The organism is Micromonospora sp. NPDC050397 (genome assembly GCF_044901685.1).
GTDB lineage: Bacteria > Actinomycetota > Actinomycetes > Mycobacteriales > Micromonosporaceae > Micromonospora_G.
The window spans coordinates 1,027,542-1,047,903 of record NZ_JBJDPS010000001.1 but is presented as its reverse complement, the minus strand read 5'-3'; the positions used below and the strand labels follow the sequence as shown (position 1 = coordinate 1,047,903).

General features: G+C 70.8%; 15 protein-coding genes and 2 tRNA genes. 5 read left to right on the top strand and 12 right to left on the bottom strand.

What is annotated here, in order from left to right; translation table 11 throughout:
- Window positions 1-25: 25 nt before the first annotated feature.
- The 6 genes from ACI2K4_RS04105 to ACI2K4_RS04080 form a co-directional block, all read right to left on the bottom strand.
- Entirely contained in the window at window positions 26-1,399 is a 1,374-nt protein-coding gene (locus tag ACI2K4_RS04105; protein ID WP_404508548.1) for an SDR family NAD(P)-dependent oxidoreductase, read from the bottom strand.
- A 27-nt stretch (window positions 1,400-1,426) separates the two neighbouring features.
- Window positions 1,427-1,499, bottom strand: a tRNA-Cys gene (locus tag ACI2K4_RS04100).
- A gap of 15 nt (window positions 1,500-1,514) precedes the next feature.
- A tRNA-Glu gene (locus tag ACI2K4_RS04095) sits at window positions 1,515-1,587 on the bottom strand.
- Between the two features lie 62 nt (window positions 1,588-1,649).
- Complete coding sequence (locus tag ACI2K4_RS04090; protein WP_404508546.1) at window positions 1,650-2,645, bottom strand: alpha/beta fold hydrolase; 996 nt, start codon at window positions 2,643-2,645, stop codon at window positions 1,650-1,652.
- Window positions 2,646-2,679: 34 nt separating this feature from the next.
- The gene (locus ACI2K4_RS04085; protein ID WP_404508544.1) at window positions 2,680-3,345 is read right to left on the bottom strand and encodes a response regulator; all 666 of its coding nucleotides are present in this window, start codon (window positions 3,343-3,345) and stop codon (window positions 2,680-2,682) included.
- Window positions 3,342-4,466 (bottom strand): sensor histidine kinase, encoded by a 1,125-nt coding sequence (locus ACI2K4_RS04080; protein WP_404508542.1) that lies wholly within the window; start codon window positions 4,464-4,466, stop codon window positions 3,342-3,344. Before ACI2K4_RS04080 ends, ACI2K4_RS04085 begins: the two co-directional genes overlap by 4 nt.
- A gap of 225 nt (window positions 4,467-4,691) precedes the next feature.
- Here ACI2K4_RS04080 and ACI2K4_RS04075 point away from each other — a divergent pair, with 225 nt between their 5' ends.
- A complete protein-coding gene (locus ACI2K4_RS04075; protein ID WP_404508540.1) occupies window positions 4,692-5,687 on the top strand; it encodes an NAD(P)-dependent alcohol dehydrogenase in 996 nt (331 codons plus the stop codon).
- An 18-nt stretch (window positions 5,688-5,705) separates the two neighbouring features.
- Here ACI2K4_RS04075 and ACI2K4_RS04070 read toward each other — a convergent pair whose 3' ends face one another.
- On the bottom strand, window positions 5,706-7,592 hold the full coding sequence (locus tag ACI2K4_RS04070; protein WP_404508538.1) for a DUF2207 family protein: 1,887 nt from the start codon (window positions 7,590-7,592) through the stop codon (window positions 5,706-5,708).
- A gap of 23 nt (window positions 7,593-7,615) precedes the next feature.
- A complete protein-coding gene (locus ACI2K4_RS04065) occupies window positions 7,616-8,194 on the bottom strand; it encodes a LemA family protein (protein WP_404508537.1) in 579 nt (192 codons plus the stop codon).
- A gap of 255 nt (window positions 8,195-8,449) precedes the next feature.
- Here ACI2K4_RS04065 and ACI2K4_RS04060 point away from each other — a divergent pair, with 255 nt between their 5' ends.
- Window positions 8,450-9,739, top strand: coding sequence for a sugar efflux transporter (locus ACI2K4_RS04060; protein WP_404508536.1), 1,290 nt, complete (start codon window positions 8,450-8,452; stop codon window positions 9,737-9,739).
- On the opposite strand, the gene ACI2K4_RS04055 is transcribed toward ACI2K4_RS04060, so the two are convergent.
- Window positions 9,712-10,545 (bottom strand): SAM-dependent methyltransferase, encoded by an 834-nt coding sequence (locus ACI2K4_RS04055; protein WP_404508535.1) that lies wholly within the window; start codon window positions 10,543-10,545, stop codon window positions 9,712-9,714. The genes ACI2K4_RS04060 and ACI2K4_RS04055 overlap by 28 nt on opposite strands.
- A 153-nt stretch (window positions 10,546-10,698) precedes the next feature.
- On the opposite strand from ACI2K4_RS04055, the gene ACI2K4_RS04050 reads away from it, so the two are divergent.
- Window positions 10,699-11,403 (top strand): HAD family hydrolase, encoded by a 705-nt coding sequence (locus tag ACI2K4_RS04050; RefSeq protein WP_404508534.1) that lies wholly within the window; start codon window positions 10,699-10,701, stop codon window positions 11,401-11,403.
- Here the strand turns inward: ACI2K4_RS04050 and ACI2K4_RS04045 are convergent.
- Window positions 11,396-16,384 (bottom strand): carbohydrate-binding protein, encoded by a 4,989-nt coding sequence (locus ACI2K4_RS04045; protein ID WP_404508532.1) that lies wholly within the window; start codon window positions 16,382-16,384, stop codon window positions 11,396-11,398. The genes ACI2K4_RS04050 and ACI2K4_RS04045 overlap by 8 nt on opposite strands.
- 224 nt (window positions 16,385-16,608) lie before the next feature.
- Entirely contained in the window at window positions 16,609-17,265 is a 657-nt protein-coding gene (locus ACI2K4_RS04040) for a hypothetical protein (protein ID WP_404508531.1), read from the bottom strand.
- Between the two features lie 226 nt (window positions 17,266-17,491).
- Here ACI2K4_RS04040 and ACI2K4_RS04035 point away from each other — a divergent pair, with 226 nt between their 5' ends.
- Window positions 17,492-18,334: an NPP1 family protein gene (locus tag ACI2K4_RS04035; RefSeq protein WP_404508529.1), complete on the top strand. Its 843-nt coding sequence runs from the start codon at window positions 17,492-17,494 to the stop codon at window positions 18,332-18,334.
- A 295-nt stretch (window positions 18,335-18,629) separates the two neighbouring features.
- Here the strand turns inward: ACI2K4_RS04035 and ACI2K4_RS04030 are convergent, their stop codons facing one another.
- Entirely contained in the window at window positions 18,630-19,499 is an 870-nt protein-coding gene (locus ACI2K4_RS04030; RefSeq protein WP_404508528.1) for an NAD(P)-dependent oxidoreductase, read from the bottom strand.
- A gap of 222 nt (window positions 19,500-19,721) precedes the next feature.
- Between ACI2K4_RS04030 and ACI2K4_RS04025 the strand changes: the two genes are divergently transcribed.
- Window positions 19,722-20,030, top strand: coding sequence for a winged helix-turn-helix transcriptional regulator (locus ACI2K4_RS04025; protein WP_404508527.1), 309 nt, complete (start codon window positions 19,722-19,724; stop codon window positions 20,028-20,030).
- The last annotated feature ends 332 nt before the right edge of the window (window positions 20,031-20,362 follow it).

Below are 20,362 nucleotides of genomic sequence, written 5' to 3'. Positions count from 1 at the left end.
GCCCGGCCCCGCCCGGACAGATCGGCTACCAGGGCACGACGGCGTAGTTTTTCAGCAGTACGCCGTGCAGCGGCGCGCCACCCTCACCGCGAACGATCGGGTGGTAGATCCGGGCCGCCGCGTCGACCACGTCGAGTGGTGGCCGCCAACCGCGGGCCGCCCGACGTTCCTTGACCACCGCCGGGTTCTCGTCGGTGATCCAGCCGGTGTCGACACCGCACATGTACACCCGGTGTCGCGCCAGGTCGGTCGCGCCGACCCGGGTCAACATGTTCAGGGCCGCCTTGCTGACCGAGGTGTGCGGGTGGCGGGCCGGACCCTCGCCGTCCTCGCCGAACCAGCCCTCCCGGCCGGTCACGTTGACCACGTAACGGCGGCCGGGGCCGGGAGCGGTCAGCGCCGGGCGGAGCCGGTCGACCAGGAGGAACGGGGCCACCACATTGACCAACTGCACCTCCAGCAGCTCCACCGGGTCGACCTCACCGATCCTGGTGTTCCACGAGTTCAGCACACCGGGAACGACCAGCGCGCCGGTGGCGTCGGTGACGGACGCCAACTCCCGCCCGCCGGGTACGTCGGCAATGTCGGCCAGCGCCTCGCTCCAGCCGGGAGATGTGGCACCGGGCCGGTAGCCAGTGACCGACTCGACCGGCACCGGCGTAGGAGCGGCCACCAGTTCCCCCGTCACCAGCGGCTGGTACGCCCACGCCGGACGGCGTACCGTCTGGGCGGCGTTGTTGACCAGGATGTCCAGCCGGCGGCCGTTCTCGGCCAGCCGCTCCGCCAGGTCCAGCACCTGACGCGGGTCCCGCAGGTCCGCACCGATCACCCGCAGCGACGCCAGCCAGGTCGCGGCATCGGGCTCCCGCGCGTAGCGACGGGCAGCGTCCGCCGGGAACCGGGTGACCACCGTGACGTCGGCGCCGTCGCGCAGCAGCTTCAACGCCACCTGGTAGCCGATCTTCACCCGGCCGCCGGTCACCACCGCCCGCCGACCCCTCAGGTCGGTGCCGGCGTCCCGATGCCGCCGGTGCAGCTCCGCGCAGGCCGAGCAGAGTGCATGGTAGAAGGCATCCACCGTACGGAACCGGTCACGGCAGGCGTAGCAGCGGCGTTCCCTACGGGTGTGCCCGATACCGCCCATGATGGACGGTGCCTCGGGTGGGGTCACGACCGGCACGGCGTCGGGCCGGTCCACCGCGCCGGTCGCGGCACCGGCGACCACCTCGCGGTCGGCGGCGACCGTCGCCCGGCGACGGTTGGCCCGCCGCTGCCGTTGGGCGTCCTTGATCAGCCCGTCCACCGCGCGCTGCACCCGCTGGCGAACCGGGTCGTCGACCGGGAGCGCCCGGATCTCGCCGAGCACCCGCAGCGCGGCCTCGACCTCGTCGCCGTCCATGAACTCCCCGTCTCCGACCGGCCGGGTGTGGACGGGCCGGATTCGAACCGGCGTCCTCCGCATTTGCAGTGCGGCGCGTCGACCTCTGCGCTACCGCCCGCCCGGCGGTGGTGGTGGGACCCGACCGGACTCGAACCGGCATCCTCCGCCTTGAGAGGGCGGCGCGACTACCCCTGCGCTACAGGTCCCACCGCGTGGCAGCTTAGCGATCACCGTCGGTCCGGCGCCAACGGGTTATCGGCCTGCGGCCTCAGCGCAGCGGTCGGAAGAAGTCGCGTACGTCGGCTACCAGCAGATCCGGTGCCTCCATGGCGAGGAAGTGGCCGCCCCGGTCGAGTTCGGTCCAGCGCACCACGCGGTGATCCCGCTCGGCCCAGCGGCGGATGGTTACGTCCTTTGTGGAGACCAGTACGCCGGTTGGCACCCTGCCGGGCTGGGCCGTCGCCTGGTTGTCGTCGCTCGCGCCCCAGGTGCTCTCCTCGGCGGCGGCGTCACCCCAGTCGTTGGCGGCCAACTCCTCGTAGTAGACCTGCGCCGCCGATCCGGCCGTGCCGGTGAACCAGTACAACGACACGTCGGTCAACATCCGGTCGCGGTCGACGCTCTCCTCGGGCAGTCCGTCCTCCGGATCGGTGAGCTCCTTGAACTTCTCCACGATCCAGGCGAGCTGACCAACCGGCGAGTCGTGCAGCCCGTACGTCACCGTCTGCGGTCGCTTCGAGTTGCACTGCAGATACCCGTCGTTGAAGTTTTGCATCGCCTGCCAGCGTCGCTGCTCGACCTCGGAGAGTCCGTCGAGTTCGCCGTCGGCTCCGGCCGGGAAGGTGAGCAGCGCGTTGAGGTGGACGCCGATGACCTGCCCCGGGGCCTGCCGGCCCATCTCGGGGCCGACCCACGAGCCGGTGTCGTAGCCCTGGACGCCGTAGCGTTGGTAGCCGAGTCGGGCCATCAGGCGTACGAGCAGCTCGGCCATTTTGGTCGAGCCCGTGCCCGGACCGGCCAGTGGGGTGGAGAACCCGAACCCGGGCAGCGACGGTACGACCAGGTGGAAGGCGTCGACCGGGTCCCCGCCGTGGGCGCGTGGATCGGCCAGCGGCCCGATCACGTCGAGGAAGTCCACGAAACCGCCGGGCCAGCCGTGCAGCAGCACCAGTGGGGTGGCGCCGGGTTCGGGTGAACGTACGTGCAGGAAGTGGATGTTCTGCCCGTCGACCGTGGTGACGTACTGGGGGTGGGTGTTGAGCACGGTCTCCTGGGCCTAAGCGGCACCACCACCGCGGTCAGCTCAACCAGTTGGGGCGGACCAGTCCGGCCTCGTAGGCGAAGACAACGAGCTGCGCGCGGTCGCGCGCGCCGAGCTTGACCATCGCCCGGGACACGTGCGTCTTGGCGGTGGCCGGGCTCACCACCAACCTGGCGGCGATCTCGTCGTTGGACAGGCCGGTGCCGACCAGTGCCAGCACCTCACGTTCCCGGTCGGTCAGCTCGGCCAGCTTCCGGGACGGGGCTGGGCTGGCGGTCCGGGCCGCGAACTGTTCGATCACCCGACGGGTGACGCTCGGCGAGAGCAGACCGTCGCCGGCCGCCACCACCCGGACGCCACGGATGAGCTCGGCCGGCACGGTGCTCTTCACCAGGAACCCGGCGGCGCCCGCTCGCAGCGCCTCACCGACGTACTCGTCCAGTTCGAAGGTGGTGAGGACGACGATCCGGACGCCGGCGAGCACCGGGTCGCCGACGATCTGCCGGGTCGCGGTCAGGCCGTCGACACCGGGCATCCGGATGTCCATCAGCACCAGATCGGGCCGGACCTGTCGGGCCAGCCGGACCGCGTGCGCGCCGTCACCCGCCTCGCCGACCACCTCGATGTCCGGCTCGGCGTCGAGCAGTGCACGGAAGCCGGCCCGGACGAGCGCCTGGTCGTCGGCGATGACCACCCGGATCACGGCGTGGGTTCCGGGTTGAGGGGCAGGTGGGCGTGCACCCGCCAACCGCCTGGTTGGGGTCCGGCGGTCAGCACACCGCCGAGCGCCGCCGCCCGCTCACGCATGCCGGTGATGCCGTTGCCGACCGGGGAGTCGGTCGATTCCCCGGTCCCGCCGTCGTTGTCGATCTGGACCACCAGTGCCTCCGGCCGGTACGCGATGGTGATGGTGGCGACGGCACCCGGAGCGGCGTGCCGCCGTACGTTGGTCAGTGCCTCCTGGACGACCCGGTACGCGGCCCGGTCCACCTCGGCCGGCAGCGCTCGGGCTTCGCCGCTGACCACCGTGTGGACCGGCAGACCGGCGTCGACGGTCAGCTCGTCGAGCCGGTCGAGTCCCGGCGCCGGGGCGCGCGGCGCCGCCCCGCCGGTCGGATAGAGCGTGTTGAGCACCGACTGGACCTCACGCAGCGCCTCCGCGCTGGTCCGCTGGATGGTGTCGAGTGCGACCCGGGCCTGGTCGGGCTCTCGGGCCATGAGGTGCAGGGCGACACCGGCCCGGATGTTGATCAGTGAGAGGTGATGACCGAGGACGTCGTGCAGCTCGGCGGCGATCCGCAGCCGCTCCTCGCTGGCCTGCCGTCGTCGCCGTTCCTCGTCGAGTCGCCACTGCTCCCGCGCCGCCTGCTGGACCAGCCGGACCACGGGGGTGAGCAGCTCGGTGAGCAGCCCGAGGCCGGCGACGACCGCCGCTCCGGTCAGCGCCCGTTCGGTCGAGGTCGCGCCGACCCCGAGCCAACCGACGTACCCACCGGCGACGACCGCCCAGACCAGCCAGCGGTGACCGGCGGCGATGGCGGCCGACGCAGCGATCGTCGGTGCGACGAACGCCAGTTGCGGCGGATGGCCCAGGAGGAGGTACACCATGGTCGCCACGGCCACGATGACAAAGTTGCGCCGGGGAAACCGGTGCCGGTCGGCCAGTGCCAGTCCACCGAGGACAAGCAGCGCGTATCCGACGATGCCCACGTCGGCCGCCGGCCCGCGCAGCAGCGTCGCCGTGCCGGCGGCCTGTACCAGCGCGGTGAGCAGGGCCAGGCCGGGCGCGGACCGCGACGGCGGACGGGGACCGGACGGGGTCATGCAGGCACTGTAGGCGAGCGGTGGCCCGGTCGTCGCCATCCGAACGAGGCGACCGGGCTACTCCGCCCGGGGTATCCCGCGCCCGCCGCTACCACCACGGGAGCAGGGTCGGTGCCTCCCGCCGGCCGAGGTGGGAGCACCTCCGTCGCCGCCATCCTTCAAGGGCATGGCGGGCGGTACGGATACCGACCCGTCCCACGGCGAAGCGCGTACGAGGGGGATCTGATGAAGGCAATCGTCCAGGAGCGGTACGGTTCGCCCGACGCCCTGCGGCTCCGGGAGGTCGACCGGCCGGTCGCCGCCGACAACGAGGTGCTGGTCCGGGTACACGCGGCCGCGGTGAACGCCTACGACTGGCACATCATGCGTGGTGACCCGTACCTGGCTCGGCTCATGACACCTGGCGTGTTCGGGTTCACCGGGCCCAGGGCGAGGATCCGGGGCCGGGACTTCGCCGGCCGGGTGGAAGCGGTGGGCCGGGCGGTGACCAGGTTCCGTCCCGGTGACGAGGTGTACGGCGACCTCGGCCAGGCCGACGGCGCGTTCGCCGAGTACGCGTGCGTACGGGACGACCTGGTGGAACGGAAGCCGACCAACCTGACGTTCGCGCAGGCCGCCGCCATTCCGTTGGCCGGCAACACCGCCCTGGTCTGCCTGCGCGACGCGGCGGGGGTGCGGCCGGGACAGCACGTCCTGGTCAACGGTGCCTCGGGCGGCGTGGGCACGTTCGCCGTACAGATCGCGAAGGCGCTCGGCGCGCGGGTGACGGGCGTCTGTAGCACCAGGAACGTCGAGCTGGTCAGAACGCTCGGCGCCGATCACGTGGTCGACTACACCCGCGACGACTTCGCCACGGGCGCGCACCGGTACGACGTCGTCCTCGACCTCGTCGGCAACCGGTCGCTGACCGACTGCCGACGGGCACTGACCCCCACCGGAACGCTCGTGCTCTCCGGCGGCGGAGTGTCCCGCGGCGGCAGCCTGTTCGGGCCGATGTGCCTGCTCATCCGCGGGCAACTGCTGTCCCGTTTCGTCCAGCACCGTCTCCTCGTACCCTCGGCGACCCCGGACCGGGAGAAGCTGGTCGCGCTCCGGGAACTCGCCGAGTCCGGACAGGTCATCCCGGCCGTCGAGCGGACCTATCCGCTAGCCGAGACCGCCCAGGCCATCCGCCACCTCGAGGTGGAGCACGCCCGAGCGAAGGTGGTCATCACCGTCTGACGGACCGGCCGCCGACATTCAGCCGGTCCTGGTGGGTTGACCGTCGGCGGACCGGGCCAGGGCGAGGGGAAGCAGCCCCACCAGTTGGTGGGGTGGGATGTGCCGGCCGGGTCGCAGCAGCACCACCACCTCACCGCGCCGGCCGATCACCCGGTCGGATCCGACGTACGCCTCGTCGCCGATCCCCGGCAGCGGCTGGCCGATCCCCTTGGACAGGACCATGATCACCCGGGCGGCCCGGCCGCGTACGAGTCCGACCGAGACGGCGAGCTCACCCTGAAGGTCGTTGAAGTCCACGGTCGTGAACCGGTTGTCCGAGTAACCCGGTTCCCGGGCCGGACGCACCTGCCGACCCACGGCACGGCCGAGCTCTTCGAGGGTCAGCAGTGCCTGGGCCGATCCGCCGCCCGCCGCCGGGCTCACCGACGCCGCGCCACCGGGCCGGGGCGGTGCCGGCCGGGCCGGCCGCAGGACGGTGACCTTGTTGACCCGACGGGTCCACTGCCGGACCCGCACACTGACCACGTCGCCCAGCTCACACAATTTCCCGATCGCGGCGGGCGCGATCCAGGCCCGGGTCCGGTCGGTCCGGCCGTCGTCCACGACCAGGTAGTAATCGACCGGAATCCGGTCGGAGCTGTCCTCCGAGGACATGCTCGTGCGCACCTGGTGCCAGATCACCTCGCCGGTCACCGTCTGCGCGGTGAACAGGTCGACAAAGACCCGGACGAACGTGTACGCGGCGTAGCCGAGCAGGACCATTCCGACCAGGATGAGGCCGAGCGGGATCGGACCGAGGTGGGTCAGGTCGCGCCACGGTTCGTGCCACTGGTCGAACAGGTAGCCGACCACCTCGCCGTCGAGCTCGGTGGGGAGCACGCTGCCGCCGCTGACCAGTGCCGGACCGACGACGCCCGCGAGGGTCCAACCGAGGTAGGTGGCGCCGACCGCCCGGAAGAAGATCCAGCCGAGCGACTGGCCATACCGGGGGCGGGTGTGCGGGTAGCTGACGCTGACCCTGCGCCAGGCGCCGCCGTACGACGACCAGAGACGTCGGCGGTCAGCCAGTCCAAGGTGGACGACCTCGGAGGCCGCCCGGGTGGCACCGAGCGCCGCGCCGTACGACAGGTAGCGGTCCCAGACCGCGACGGCCGCCGGCGGCAGGTCGCCGAACGCCTCGTGCCCGGTCAGCCAGCGTCGTACTCCGAGCCAGCGGGCGGCGACGGCCCGGCCGTACGCGGTGTCGCGTTCCCCCATGTCGCGGCCGGCGACGCTGGAGAACGCCGCCGTGGTGAAGAACCAGATGACGCCGAGTCCCACCCACTCCGTCCGCAACAGGTCGTACCAGAAACCGGCCGCGACCCCCACGGCGGCCAGTGCGCCCAGCGCGCCGAGCGCGGTGACCAGGGGCTTCGGGAACCGGCGGCGGGACAGACCGAGCCGGCGGGCGTCGGCGACCACCTCCCGCCCCAGCCATCCCGACCAGGTCGCGGCGCGCTTCTCGTCGGCGAAGGCCAGCGCGGTCAGCGGCACCACGCCGTAAACGGCCCGCTCGGTCACCCGGTCGAGCACGTGTCGCTCGTAACCGTTGAGACCGTCGGCGGACCGACCGGTCGGGTGAACGGTGGTCTCACGCGGATCGGCGCCGGGCTGGCGTAGTTCGAGGTGCCCACGCGCGGCCAGGTCGAGCAGGGTCGACTCGGCGGCGTCGGCCGTGACGGCCCACCGGTTGGCCAGGAGGCTGACCACGGCCGGTGACTCCGGGCCGGGCAGTTCCATCGACGCCTCGGCCTCGGTCACGTCCACCGGCCGGGTGACCCATCGGGCGATCCAGTAGACGACGGCCCAGCCGGTGACGCTCGCCAGCGGCACTCCCACCTGGAAAGCCAGGTCGACGGCGTTCATCGTGTGCTCCCCCGCCCCTGTTCTCAGAACCGTACGGAGACGTCGCCGCGCTCGTCACCGGCCGCCTCGAAGTACGGCTGGATACGGAAGCCGCCGAGTCCGGCGATGATGTTGACCGGCAGGGTCTGCACCGCCGTGTTCATCGACTGGACCGCAGTGTTGTAGAACTGCCGGGCGTACGCGATCTTGTCCTCGGTGCCGGCGAGTTCCCGTTGCAGTTCCACGAAGTTCTCGCTGGCCCGTAGCTGCGGGTACGCCTCGGCCACCGCGAACAGTCGGCCCAGCGCCTGGGTCAGGGCACCCTCGGCGGTGACCCGCTCCGGCGTCCCACCCCGCGAACCGGCGGCGGCGGTACGGGCGAAGGTGACCGCCTCCAACGTGGCCCGCTCGTGGCCGGCGTAGCCGCGTACGGTCTCCACCATGTTGGGGACGAGTGAGTGCCGCCGCTTGAGCTGGACGTCGACCTGTGCCCACGACGCCTGGACCTGGGCCCGCAGCCGCACGAGCCGGTTGTAGCCGCGCACCGTGGCGACCAGCAGCACGACAACCAGTAACGCCAGCACCGCCAGCACGATCACCGGCAGCAGATTGGAGGAGTTCACGGGGTCACCTTTCTCGCCGACGGAACCGCCGGGGATTGCCGGCGACCGCCGAAACCGATGTTCCAGCAAAGAACCGGGCCCCAACTCCGGCGATCGGCCAGACCGGCGCCGTCCTTGTTGCCCGTCGAAAGTCTGCGGCCGGGCACGGGGCGCGACCGGGTCCCGGCGGGTTGGCGGCACGAATTGGTGAGTGCCCGGCGCGGCCTGGCGGGGCGCGGCGCCGTACCGGGTGGTGCGGGCGCGTATAACCGACACATGATGCCCAGAACGGCGCGGCGCCGGAACGCGTACGGCCCCGTCCGTGATCCCGGTGTCGCGGCGCGTGGGCGGCGGCGCCCGCCCGCGTTGCTCTCCCTGGGGCTGATCAGTTTCAGCGTCGGCATCTCGATGGCCATGTCGGTGCCGTTCCTGTCGCTGTTCCTGAGCACGGCCGTACACGCCGGTCCGGTCCGGACAACCCTCTTCCTGATCGTCACGCCGCTCGCGGGCGTGGTCGCGGCGACCGTGCTGGGGCGGCTCTCCGACCGCCGACCGATCCGCCGGGCACTGCTGGTCGGCACCTCCGTGGCGGGCGTGATCGGGATGGGCCTGACCGCGCTCGTACGCGACTACTGGGTACTGCTCGCGCTCGCGGTGACCGCGACGGCGCTGGCCGGGGCGCTCTTCCCGCAGACGTTCGCCTACGCCCGTCAACTGCTGACCACGGGCGGCTCCTCAGGCCGGGCCGCGATGGGGACAAACGCCCTGCGTACGGTCTTCTCGCTGGCCTGGGTGGCCGGGCCTCCGCTGGCCGCGCTCCTGATGCGGGTCGGCGGCTTCGCCTACCTGTACGGCATCGCCGCGGTGATGTTCGGCGTCGCCGCGCTGGTGGCGGTCTGCTGGCTCGACGAGATCGCGGCGCCCGCCCCGCCGGCCGCCGACGGTGAGCCGGCCCACGGTGGCCCCGCCACGGGCGAGGCGACCCGACGGGTGCTGCTGCTGACGGCGGTCGCGTTCACGCTGCTCCAGGCTCCGCTGACGCTCAGTCTGCAGGCGCTGCCGCTGTTCGTCCCGGCCGACCTCGGCGGCGACGTGGACGATGTCGGACTCGTCCTCGGCCTCTGCGCCGCGCTGGAGATCCCGCTCATGCTCAGCCTCGGTCTGCTGACGACCCGGTTCGCCGTACGCCGGCTGGTGCTGGTCGGTGCCGGATGCGGCATCGTCTACCACCTGGTGGCGGTGGCGGCGTGGGACGTGCCGACGCTGGCCGTCGCCCAGGTTCTCAACGCGCTGTTCATCGCGGCGATCTCCGGCCTGGGTATCTCCTACCTCCAGGACATGCTGCCGGGGCAGCCGGGGCGGGCGACGACGCTGTTCACCAACACCTTCCCGGTCGGCGCGGTGCTGGCCGGTCCACTGTTCGGGCTGGCCCAGCACTTCGGGTTCCGGCTGGCGTACGGCATCGGCGCCGGCCTGTGCGTCGGTGGCCTGCTGATCCTGCTGGTCGCCCGGCCACCTGCCGTCGCCGCGCCGGTCGGTCAGGGCTTGCGGGCCACCCCGCCGTAGGCGTCGATCCCCTCGGCGTCGGCTTCGTCCGGTCGCCACCGGGTGATCGGCACCAGGCCGGGTTCCACCATCACCAGATTGTCGAAACATCCGGCCAGTTCGTCCGGGGCACGCAGGACGTACGGCACACCGCCGTTGCGCACCAGCCGTTCGGCGCCCGCGACCACCTCCGGGCTGGTGTTGGTGCCGTCCCAGAACACCAGGTGACTGCCGGCGACGGTGCCCGCCACCGTCCGGCCGATGATGGCGCGGAGCACCGCCAGGTCGGGTTCGTAGCCCAGGACGCCCATGAACATCACCGCGACCGGTTCCCGCAGGTCCAGCGTCGCCGCCGCACCGGCGAGGATCTTCTCCGGGTCGTGGTAGTCGGCGTGCAGGTAGGTGGTCGACCCCTCGGCGCTGGAGTTCGCCAGCAGGGTCTGGGCGTGGGCCAGCACCATCGGGTCGTGGTCGACGTAGACGACCCGGGATTCGGGTGCGATCTCCTGGGCGACCTCGTGGGTGTTGCGCATCGTCGGCAGGCCGCTGCCGATGTCGAGGAACTGCCGGATTCCCACCTCGGCGGCCAGGAAGCGTACGGCGCGGACGAGGAACCCGCGGGACTGCCGCGCCATGAGCACGACCTCCGGGTACACCTGCGCCACGGCGTCCCCGGCGGCCCGGTCGGCGGGGAAGTTGTCGGTGCCGCCCATCCAGTGGTTCCAGATGCGGGCCGCGTGCGGCACCTCGGCCTGGAGGTCCGAGGCGGGTTCGGGGTCCGAGGCGGGTTCGGGATCCGAGGCGGGTTCGGGATCCGGGTCGACCATGGCCGGGCTCCTAGGCGAGGGTCCGTCGGACGCGAGGACCGTTTCGGGGCGGAAGATCGGCACATCGTACCCGCGCATCGGTCGTCGTGACTGCCCACGCCGGACCGCCGGGCAATGACGCGACCGTCGCCGCGACGCCGATAGAGTGACGCGATGAACACATTGCGTAATGCGGTGGCGGTTGACGCCGTCGTCTTCGACCTGGGCGGTGTGCTGGCCCGGCCGAGTGACCCGACCGGCAAGGTGGCGAGCGTGCTCGGACCCGATGTCGACGACGCCGCGTTCGCCGACGCGTACTGGGCCCACCGCACCGCGTACGACCTCGGCTGGCCCGAGGCCGAGTACTGGACGGCCGTCGCCCACGAGGCCGGCGTCCGGCTCCCGTCCGGCGCCGTGCAGACGTTGACCAGCGTGGACGCGATCGAGTGGACGGTACTCGCGCCGGACGCCCTACGCCTGGTCGAGGACCTGCACCGCCAGGGCGGGCGCCTGGTGCTGCTCTCCAACGCACCGCACGCGCTGGCCGACGAGGCGGACCGGTCCACCTGGTCGAAGCTCTTCGAGAGGTTGATCTTCTCCGCCCGGGAAGGGCTGGCAAAACCGGATCCGGCCGCGTACGCGCGGGCCACGGAACTGCTCGACCTGCCGCCCGCGCGGATCGCCTTCTTCGACGACCGGCTCGACAACGTCGAGGCGGCGCGGCGCCACGGGTGGAGCGGACATCTCTGGGAAGGGGTGGAGGCGGCCCGTTCGGTGCTGGCCGGGACGACCCTCACGGCGGGCGGCGCGGTCGCCGGTACGCGCGCCGGCCCGGCACCGAACGGTACCGGGCCGGCGTCCCGTCGAACCGTTAACTGATCAGCTTCCACGGGCCGTTGACGTCACCCGGCGCCTGGTTGCGGGTGTACCACTTGGCCTCGTACACGTGGCCCTTGTACGACACCCGGTCGCCGGCGTTGTACACGGTCGTGGGCGTCCAGGCCGCCGGGGTGCCGTCCGACGGCGGCGGGGCGATCTCCTCCCACGGCCCGTTCGGATCACCCGGCGTCTGGTTGCGGGTGTACCACCGGGCCCGGAACTTCTTGCCGTCGTGGGTCACGACGTCACCGGCGACGAAGGTACGGGACGCCGTCCAGATCGTCCCGCCGTCCTCGGTCATGGCCAGTTCCTGCCACGCGCCGTTGGGGTCACCCGGCTTCTGGTTCCGGCTGTACCACGAGGCCAGGTAGACCCGGCCCTGGTACGTGACCTTCTCGCCCTCGTTGTAGACCTTCGACGAGTTCCACGCCGACGGCAGGTTCACCGTCACCGTGACGGTGCCCTGGGCGGCGTCGAGGTACTCGCTGCCGGCGTACGACGCGGTGAGCCTGTGGTCACCCCCGGCGAGCCCCACCGGCAGGGTGAACGTCGCGCTGCCACCGGAGAGCGTGGCCGAACCCCGCACCGTGTTGCCCTCGCGCAGTTCCACCGTGCCCGCGACCGGGGTGGAGCCGGCGGTCACCTTGACGGTCACCTTCGCGGCCGTACCCCAGTCCGTCGCGGCGGAGGTCGCGGTCACCGTCGGCGCACCCTTGACGGTACGGAACACGGCCGGCTGGGCCACCGCGCTACCGCCGTCGGCGCTGCGCGCCGAGACGATCCACGCGTAGGACGAGCCCGGCAGGAGGCCGGACCAGGTCACCGTGGCGGTGCCGTTCGCGGCCACCTCGTCCGAACCGATCACGCCCGACGGCACGTACACCGCGAGCGAGTCGGTGGTGAACGACGTCTTGCGCGTACTGAGGTCGACCGGCAGGGTCAGGTTGTCCTCCGAGCCGTTGTACCTCGGCTTGGTCTGGCTGCCGTCCTGACGGATGTCGTACTCGGTCGCCCCGAAGTTGTCGAGGAACGGCGAGTACGTGTCGATGTGCATCTCGGCGCGGTCGACGTCGAACTGCAACAGACGCAGGAAGCTCGCCCCGAGTTGCAGCCGATCGGTGGCCTTGTGGTCCGGGGTGCCGTCGCCGTTGATGTCGATGTTGCCGACCGAGTCGACCAGTTCCGGCCAGAGCTCACCGGCGGGAACCGTGTAGAACTGGTAGTCCGCCAGCAGCTCGACCACGTCGTGCGCGACGGTCACGCCGACGTTCGTCTTCAGGTTGGTGCCGACGCCGTGCTCGTGCCCGGCGAGGACCAGGAAGACGTTCGGGTTGTTCTCGACGACCTGCTTGTAGATCGGCGAGCCGTCCGGCGCGGAGAAGTCCGCTCCCCGGCCGTCCGGGTTGGTCGACGGCTTCAGGTAGTCGTGGGAGAGCACGATCCCGTTGCGGTCCTTGTACCGCTTGAAGATCGAGTCGGCCCACTTGACCTCCTGCGGCGTCACCCCGTACGAGAGGCCCACCGCGACGAAGTCCAGCCCACCGGCGGAGAAGAGGGTGTAGTTGTTCTGGTTGTCCTTGCCGGGCGTGACGGTGCCGTCCGGGTTGGTCACCTCGTCCCACGCGTGGTACTCGCTGCCGGCCGGCCACGACTTCGCCACCTGGTAGTAGCGGTCGGCGCCGAAGGTCCTGCTGAACCGCGAGGTCGGGCCGGTCTCGGCGCCGAGCTGGTTGTCGTGGTTGCCCGCGATGACCTGGTTCACCACGCCCCTGTCGTCGAGGATCTTCTGGTAGCTCGACGCGAGCGCGAGTTCCTTGTCGACCTCGGCGTTGAGACCGGGCCGTTGCAGCGACCCGTCCGGGTTGGTGGCCAGCGGGTCGTAGTAGTCGTTCTCGATGATGTCGCCGGTGTGCGCGGCAAACCCGATCTTGCGGCCGGCCGCGTTGTCGGCGATCCACTGCATCTCGTCGCGGTACGCCGCCGCCCAGACCGCCTGCTCCTCGGCCGTCGTCACGTCCGAGGGCTCGGCCCTCCCGTCCCAGTCGTCGTACGTCCCGCCGGCCGCACCCTCGGTGAGGTACTGGGTGTCGGTGAAGTGCGCGATCGAGAAGTCGTACGAGTCCGGGTCCTCGAACCGGTCCTTGTCGTCCTGGGCGGACGAGTCGCGCGGGGAGAGGTCGTCGGCGAACGGGTCCTCGCCGGTGACCAGCACGTGGACCTTGTCGCCGTCCCGGTACTCCGGGGTCAGCGGCGTGGTGAGGACGGTGTTGCGTTCCGTCTCGCCGCGCGAGCTGGTCAACACGACCCACTTCTTCGCGGCCGGGTCCCACACCCGCAGCGCCACGACCCGCTTCGGGTCGATGGTGCCCTCCCAGCGCAGCGTCGGCGTCTCGCCCTTGGCACCGAGCGGCACGTCGTAGCGCTGGAACACCACGTCGCGGCCGGAGGTGGTGTCGACCGTACGGCCGTCGAGCGGGCGCAGCGAGTTGACGTCGACCGCACTGTCGTGCTTGACGTCCAACGTGGTCGGTACGGCCGCCGCCTCGCCCTGGTAGCCGGCGGACGGAAGGACGACGTCGGCCTTGGTGAACGTGGCGGTCAGCGGGGTCCCCGCCTCGCCCGGGATCTTCGCCGACAGTACGGCGGCCGGTGAGTTGGGGTCCCGGACGGTCGCGCCGAGCTCGGTCGGCACGTCCGGGATGCTGGCGCTGGTGAACCGCACCTCGCGGGTGGCGGTGTTGCCGAGCGGGTCGGCCGCCGTGACCGCGATCGTGTGGCTGCCCGCCGGCAGGCCGTGGCCGATCTGGTCGCCCTGGTGCACGACGTTGCCGTCGAGCGTCATCGTGGGCGTACCGGCGATCCCGGTGGCGTCCTTGACCTGGATGTTCAGCGCGATGGTCGAGGTGAGTCGCTGCCCCTGGGCCGGGACGCTGTTCTCGATGACCGGCGCGGTGTTGTCGACGGTGAATCGGCGGGTCGAGGTTTTGTCGCCGACCACGGCCTTGATCGTGTGCGGGCCGTCGGCGATCGAGGTGGTGTCGACGTCGGCCCGCTTGCCCAGCGCCGGGAGGGCGGAGCCGTCCGCCGCCGACAGGTCGAACAGGATCGCCTTGCTCAACCCGGCGTTGTAGCTGTTGCCGCAGGTGCCGTCGCCGATGAACACGGTCACCGGCGAACCCGCCGGGTAGGTCGCCGAACCGATCGTGACGTTGGTGCCGGCGATCTGCTTGGTGAGCTGGGTCGCCTTCGCACCGGCGGAGACAAGCTCGATCCTGCTCAGCGTGAAGTCGTCGTAGTTGTCGCAGCCACCCGGCTTGGCGCTACCACGGTCGTTGCCGGCGACGAACTCCAGGACGTTGGTCCCGGGTACCAGCCACTCGTTCGGGAAGGTGAGGTCGGCGACCTCCTTCTCCCATACGCCGAGGGGCAGCGCGATGCCGTTGACGAGCACCTGGTTGTCGTAGCCGTTGTCGGTGCCGTTGCCGCCGACAAAGACCTTCAGGTGCGCGTCCTCACCACTGCCGAGGGTGTCGACCGTACGCGTGGTCGGCGCGCCGTCGATGGTGAAGTGGAACTCGGCGTCCTTGTTGGCGGCGCAGGTGCCGTCGCCGAGCGCGAGCACCGCGTCCGTCGTGGCGGCCTTCGTCACCGTCGTGCCACTGGTGGTGACGATGTACGTGGTGCCGGCGCTGACGCTTCCGGCCGTGCTCAACGTCAGACTCGTCGCGGCGTGGGTGAGCTTGAAGTCGTCGTGGTTCGGGCAGGTCGCGCCGTTCGCGGTGCCGTTGTAGTCGCCGGTCCTGACCTCGACCACGTTGTCGCCCGGGTGCAGGAACCGGGTCGGGAACGCCAGGCGGGCATCCTCCGCACCGGTGACACCGTAGTCGCCGCCGAGGTCCACCCGGTTGCCGTTGACGAGCACGAAGTTGTGGTACCGCGCCTCGACCGAGTTGCCGGCCTCGATCCGCAGGCCGAGCGTCGCGGTTCCCGGCGCGAGCGTCTCGGCGTTCTCGGCGGGTTTGTCGTCGATGGCCAGGGACTCGACCCGGTCCTTGCTGCCGTTGGGCAGCGCGGCGATCACCGGCCGGGTGCCACGTACGAGGGCGCCGTCGGCGGGCGTCACCTTGGCGGCGCCGCGCGACACGTTGTTCACCTCGACGGTGACGCTGCCCTTCGCACCCGACCTCGAGGTCGCGCTGACGGTGTGCGTACCGTTGCTCAGCTTGGTGGTGTCGAGGTCGGCGCGCAGCCCCGAGGTGCTGCCCGGCTCGCCGGAGATGACGAACTCCAGGTCCTGCGTCAACGGGCGGCTGGAGGTGCCGCAGGTGCCGTCGCCGAGGGTGTAGCTGAAGAGGTTCTGCTCGCCGTCGGCGACCACGCCCAGCAGGCTCAGGCTGAGGCTGCTCAGCGGGAAGTCGTCATAGTTGGGGCAGCGCCCACCCTCACCGTACGGCAACGCCTCGTAGCCGACGGCGCTGGTGTTGGTGGAGTCGACCCAGTTCCAGCCGGCGTGCACGGTGACCGTGTTCACCCCGGGGTGCAGCCACTCCCCCGGGAAGTCGAGGGTGCCGGCACGCCCGCCCGGAATGTCGGGGAAGTAGACCCGGTCCGCCTCGGCGGTACGGCCGTTGACGGTGATGTAGTTGTGGTAGCGGGCCTCGGTGCCGTTGCCACCCATGTCAAACCCGAAGTGCGCGATGCCGCCGGTCCGATCGGTGTCGATCGTGGTGCCGTCGACCGCGACGCTCAGCACGGAGTCGTTCTCGGCGGTTGGTTGGGCGGCGACCGCGACCGTGCCCTCGAGGGTCTCCCCGTTGCTCAGGTTGAGCGTCGGCGTCCCGGGGGCGGCGGGCGGCGGCGTCTCCTCCGCTCCCGCCATCGACGGCCCGAGCGCCGCGCCGGACCCGGCGACGAGCGCGACGGCCATCAGCGACCGAAGCAACCGCCTGCGTCTCCTGACCACACCCGTCTGGTGCGTCATGGCAAGGTCTCTCCTTAGCTGGATCACGGTCGCGACGGACGCCACCAGTGCGAGGACGCTCGCCAGGCCGTGGCGGGGCCGGCGTCCGCGCACGGCGTGGACGCCTCTCCCGGGTCTGTGGGTGTTGCGGCCTGCCGAAGGCACGGCCGGGCCGAGACTCTGCCGAGTTTTCGAGAATTCACGGGCATGGCCCAGTGATCGGCAGGAGATCTGGCGATGAACAATTAGTTGATCAAGAGCCCTCGACCGCTGTCGAGGGCGGCGCGGCGGTGCGGATCGGCGCGGTAGAACTCGATCACCTCGGCGATGCGCTCGTCGGGGACGGCACAGCGCGGACCGCTGACCCGGACGTAGCGCGGACTCTCCGATTCGGCCAGACGCAGGTGGACACCCTCCCGGTCCCGGTAGACCGACCCGATCCGCTCCCAGGACACGTCGTGCCCACGGGCCGCGACACCAAGCGAGGTGACGACGACGTACCAGGGTCGGCGCAGGCGGCCGAACGCGCTCACGGCGAGCACCAGCGTCCAACCTCCGGCGAGCACCGACCCGATCGAGCCGGACCACAGGCTGTCCGCGCCCACCCGGGCGCCGAAGAACACCAGACCACTCCCGACGACGCCGACGGCGGCCCCGGCGTCAACGGCGAGCGCGGACCTGGACCACCGGCCCGACAGACCCGGTCGTACGTCACCCGGTACGGGCAGCGTGCGCCGCCAGCGGAAATCCGCGCGCCGGTTCCGCCCGACCAGCCACCGGGTTCCGGCGAAGTGCAGACCAGCGGCGGCGAGCACGACGCAGGTGAGGTCGGGGGCGGAGACGCCCGTCCCGCGCCCGTACTCCCAGAGTGCCGCGCCCGCGACCAGGACGGCTGCCGCCACGAGGGCCGCTCCCACCGTCCGGAGCCCACCCGGTCCCGTCACGTGCACCGGCACATCGTGCCGGGTGGAGCGACGGAGATCAAAGCCGGTGCCCCCGGATCCACATCCGTGGTTCATGCTTTCTTCTCGTATCTGGACATTGACCGCAGGGTCGCCGCGTGAAATACAAATCATCACGCGTTGGCGTGAAGCGGCCAACGCGCGTCAACCCCCAGGAAGGCGAGGAATGGAACACGTCTCACCGCCGCCAACGGCCTCCTCGGCGCCCGCCACCGGGCGGTCCCCCGGCACCTCCGTCCGGCGCCGTCGTCGCGCCCTGTCCCGGGTCGTGGCCGCGATCGCCGCGCTCGGAGTCATGATCCCGGCGACGCCGGCCTTCGCCGACTCGCTGCCGAACCTGCCGCAGAACGCCGGAGGGTACGAGCAATCGTTCTCGCCCGCCTACGACTACGACGGCGACGGTTGCTACGCCGTCTCGGCGATCGCTCCGGACGGCACGCTCAACCCCGGGCTGAACACCGCCGGGGCCATCAACGGCAGTTGCCGGGACCAGATCGACCTGGACCGGTCGCAGACGTACGCCCGGTCGAAGTGCAACAACGGCTGGTGCGCGATCGTCTACGCCAGCTACTTCGAGAAGGACCAGGCCGTGCACGGCAGCGGCCTCGGTGGCCACCGGCACGACTGGGAACACGTCATCTCCTGGGTCAACCAGGCGTCGAACCAGGTCGAGTTCGTCACCACCACGCAGCACAGCAGCCAGCGCACCTACCCGCGCTCGCAGGTGCGGTTCGACGGGACGCACCCCAAGACCGTCTACCACAAGGACGGCGCGTCGACGCACTTCTTCCGGCTCGCCAACGGCAACGACGAGCCGCCGGAGAACCACTACCACAACTGGCGTTACCCGCCCCTCGTGGACTGGAACGGGTGGCCCAGCACCGGACTGCGGGACAGGTTGATGAACGCCAACTTCGGCTCCGCGACCATCAAGATCAAGGACGGCTCGTTCGAGTACCTGCTCGGCGTCTCCAAGCCCGCCGGGATTCCGTTCGACCCGCAGGGCTGACACCCGTCCCTCGGTGGGCGGTCGGCCGCCCACCGAGGGAACGCGGTCGGATGTGGCGTTCCGGGGCGCGTACGCCCCTCCGGGTTGGCCCGCGCCCGTCAGCGCCGCGCGGCCTCCACCCGGGTGCAGCCGCTGGCCGGGCTCTCACTGAAGGCGATGACCGCGCCGAGCCGGCGGCGGTGACCGACGCCGCCAACCGCGTCGGAGGCGCGCGTTCAGCGGGCGAGCCGAGTCACTCTCTCGGTGCGGCCGAGGCCGATCACGCGCCGGGCGGAGGTACCACCGCCGGTGCCGCTCACCGGCCACTCCTCAGTTCCTCGAAGATGCGGGCGGTGTCCTGGTCACCGAAACCGGCGGCGATCTGCCGGGTGACCAGGTCGTGCACCGGCCTCAGCACCTCGACGCCGACCCCCTGGTCGAGGCTGGCCCGGATCAGGGCGGCGAGCGCCGTCTCGGTGAATTTCAGGCTCTGCCCGCCCTCCCCGGCGTAGTCGCCCGCGTCGACCGTTGCGGCGAACGCGGCCAACTGTTCGGTCATGGCGGCGAGGAACGGCGCCTGCCGCTCGACGAACTCGGTGGCCGACACGCCCGCCGAGCCGACCATCGCCGCGCCGTGGACAAAGCCGGCGATCATCGTGTACATGCCGACGAGCATCGCCATGTCGTGCAGCGAGGCCATCCCGGCGTCCGGCCCGAAGTAGGTGCTCTCCCCCCAGAGGTCGAGAAGTTGTCGGTGGTGGGTGAAGGCGCTGGTCGAGCCACTGTAGAAGATCGCCGAGCCAGGGCCGCCGATCATCTGCGGCACCGCCATGATCGCCCCGTCGAGGTACGTGACCCCGTGCTCGGCGGCCCACCCGGCAAGCTCGCGCGACTGCTCGGGCGTACCCGTGGTCAGATTGATCACGGTTCGCCCGGACAGGCCTGCGGTGACCGGATCGAGCACCTCGTGCACCGACCGGTGGTCGAGCAGGCAGACGACAACCGTCGTACTGTCGGCGACCGCCTTCTCGACGGTGTCGGCAACGGTGGCGCCGCGCCCGGCGAGGAGTTCCACCCGGTGTGGGTTGCGGTTCCACACGACGGTGGGGCGCCCGGCGTCGAGGGCCGCGGTCGCGAGCGCGGTGCCCATCGCCCCCAGTCCGAGGAACGTGGTCTTGCTGGTCATCGACATCTTCCTTCGCTCTGTTACGTCATTCGCTCTGCTACGTCAATGCGATGGCGCGCGCCGACCGCAATCCTCGGCGGGTACATTCGTGACGGCAAGTACCCACTAATTCGTTCAATACCCACCTCCGGGTAAGGATTGGGCGCGAGCAGGAGAACCATGGAGGGTTCGATGACGTCGAGCAGCAGGCGTGGCCCGTACATATGCGGTATCGACGCCGCCATGGACGTCGTGTCGGGTAAGTGGAAGTCGTTGATCCTCTGGGAGCTGGACCAGTACGGCACGCGGCGCTTCGGCGAACTGAGACGCGGACTGCCGGGCGTCAGCGAGAAGATGCTCATCCAGCACCTCCGGGAGATGGAGCAGGACGGCCTGCTCCACCGCGAGGTGTACCGCGAGGTCCCACCCAGGGTGGAGTACTCCCTCACCGAGCAGGGCACGTCGCTCAACGAGGCACTGCGTCCACTGAGCGCGTGGGGGGCGGCCCGTCGCGAACGTCTCGCCGCCGACGGCGTGCTCGCACCCGCGTAACCAGCACCAACGGGCGCGAGGTCCCGACCGCTGCCGGGTAATTGGACCGATTGTATCGAAAAGATACGGAATCTCGCCCACGTGCAGGCTTAATAGGAATGGCGTGGTTGAGGCGAGTTCTGCTATTGAGCCGGAAAGACCCCACGAGCGGACACCGGAGAGATCTTCCTCACCTCAACCACAAGTCCCAAATCTATTGACTCTTGCGGATTCGCAGGCTATTGCGGCATCGAAACAAAGAGTTTTCGATATTGCCTATTGTCATTCGATCACGGGGCAGGCGATGATCTCATCCGGACCGGGCCGGACCCGCCCGGACCGGGTGAAGGGAT

Bases quoted from the DNA above. Each gene is read 5' to 3' on its own strand.
- ACI2K4_RS04045 (WP_404508532.1), bottom strand. From the start codon at position 16,384: ATGACGCACCAGACGGGTGTGGTCAGGAGACGCAGGCGGTTGCTTCGG.
- ACI2K4_RS04055 (WP_404508535.1), bottom strand. From the start codon at position 10,545: ATGGTCGACCCGGATCCCGAACCCGCCTCGGATCCCGAACCCGCCTCG.
- ACI2K4_RS04030 (WP_404508528.1), bottom strand. From the start codon at position 19,499: ATGACCAGCAAGACCACGTTCCTCGGACTGGGGGCGATGGGCACCGCG.
- ACI2K4_RS04025 (WP_404508527.1), top strand. From the start codon at position 19,722: ATGGACGTCGTGTCGGGTAAGTGGAAGTCGTTGATCCTCTGGGAGCTG.
- ACI2K4_RS04080 (WP_404508542.1), bottom strand. From the start codon at position 4,466: ATGACCCCGTCCGGTCCCCGTCCGCCGTCGCGGTCCGCGCCCGGCCTG.
- ACI2K4_RS04070 (WP_404508538.1), bottom strand. From the start codon at position 7,592: ATGAACGCCGTCGACCTGGCTTTCCAGGTGGGAGTGCCGCTGGCGAGC.
- ACI2K4_RS04035 (WP_404508529.1), top strand. From the start codon at position 17,492: ATGGAACACGTCTCACCGCCGCCAACGGCCTCCTCGGCGCCCGCCACC.
- ACI2K4_RS04050 (WP_404508534.1), top strand. From the start codon at position 10,699: ATGAACACATTGCGTAATGCGGTGGCGGTTGACGCCGTCGTCTTCGAC.
- ACI2K4_RS04105 (WP_404508548.1), bottom strand. From the start codon at position 1,399: ATGGACGGCGACGAGGTCGAGGCCGCGCTGCGGGTGCTCGGCGAGATC.
- ACI2K4_RS04075 (WP_404508540.1), top strand. From the start codon at position 4,692: ATGAAGGCAATCGTCCAGGAGCGGTACGGTTCGCCCGACGCCCTGCGG.
- ACI2K4_RS04060 (WP_404508536.1), top strand. From the start codon at position 8,450: ATGATGCCCAGAACGGCGCGGCGCCGGAACGCGTACGGCCCCGTCCGT.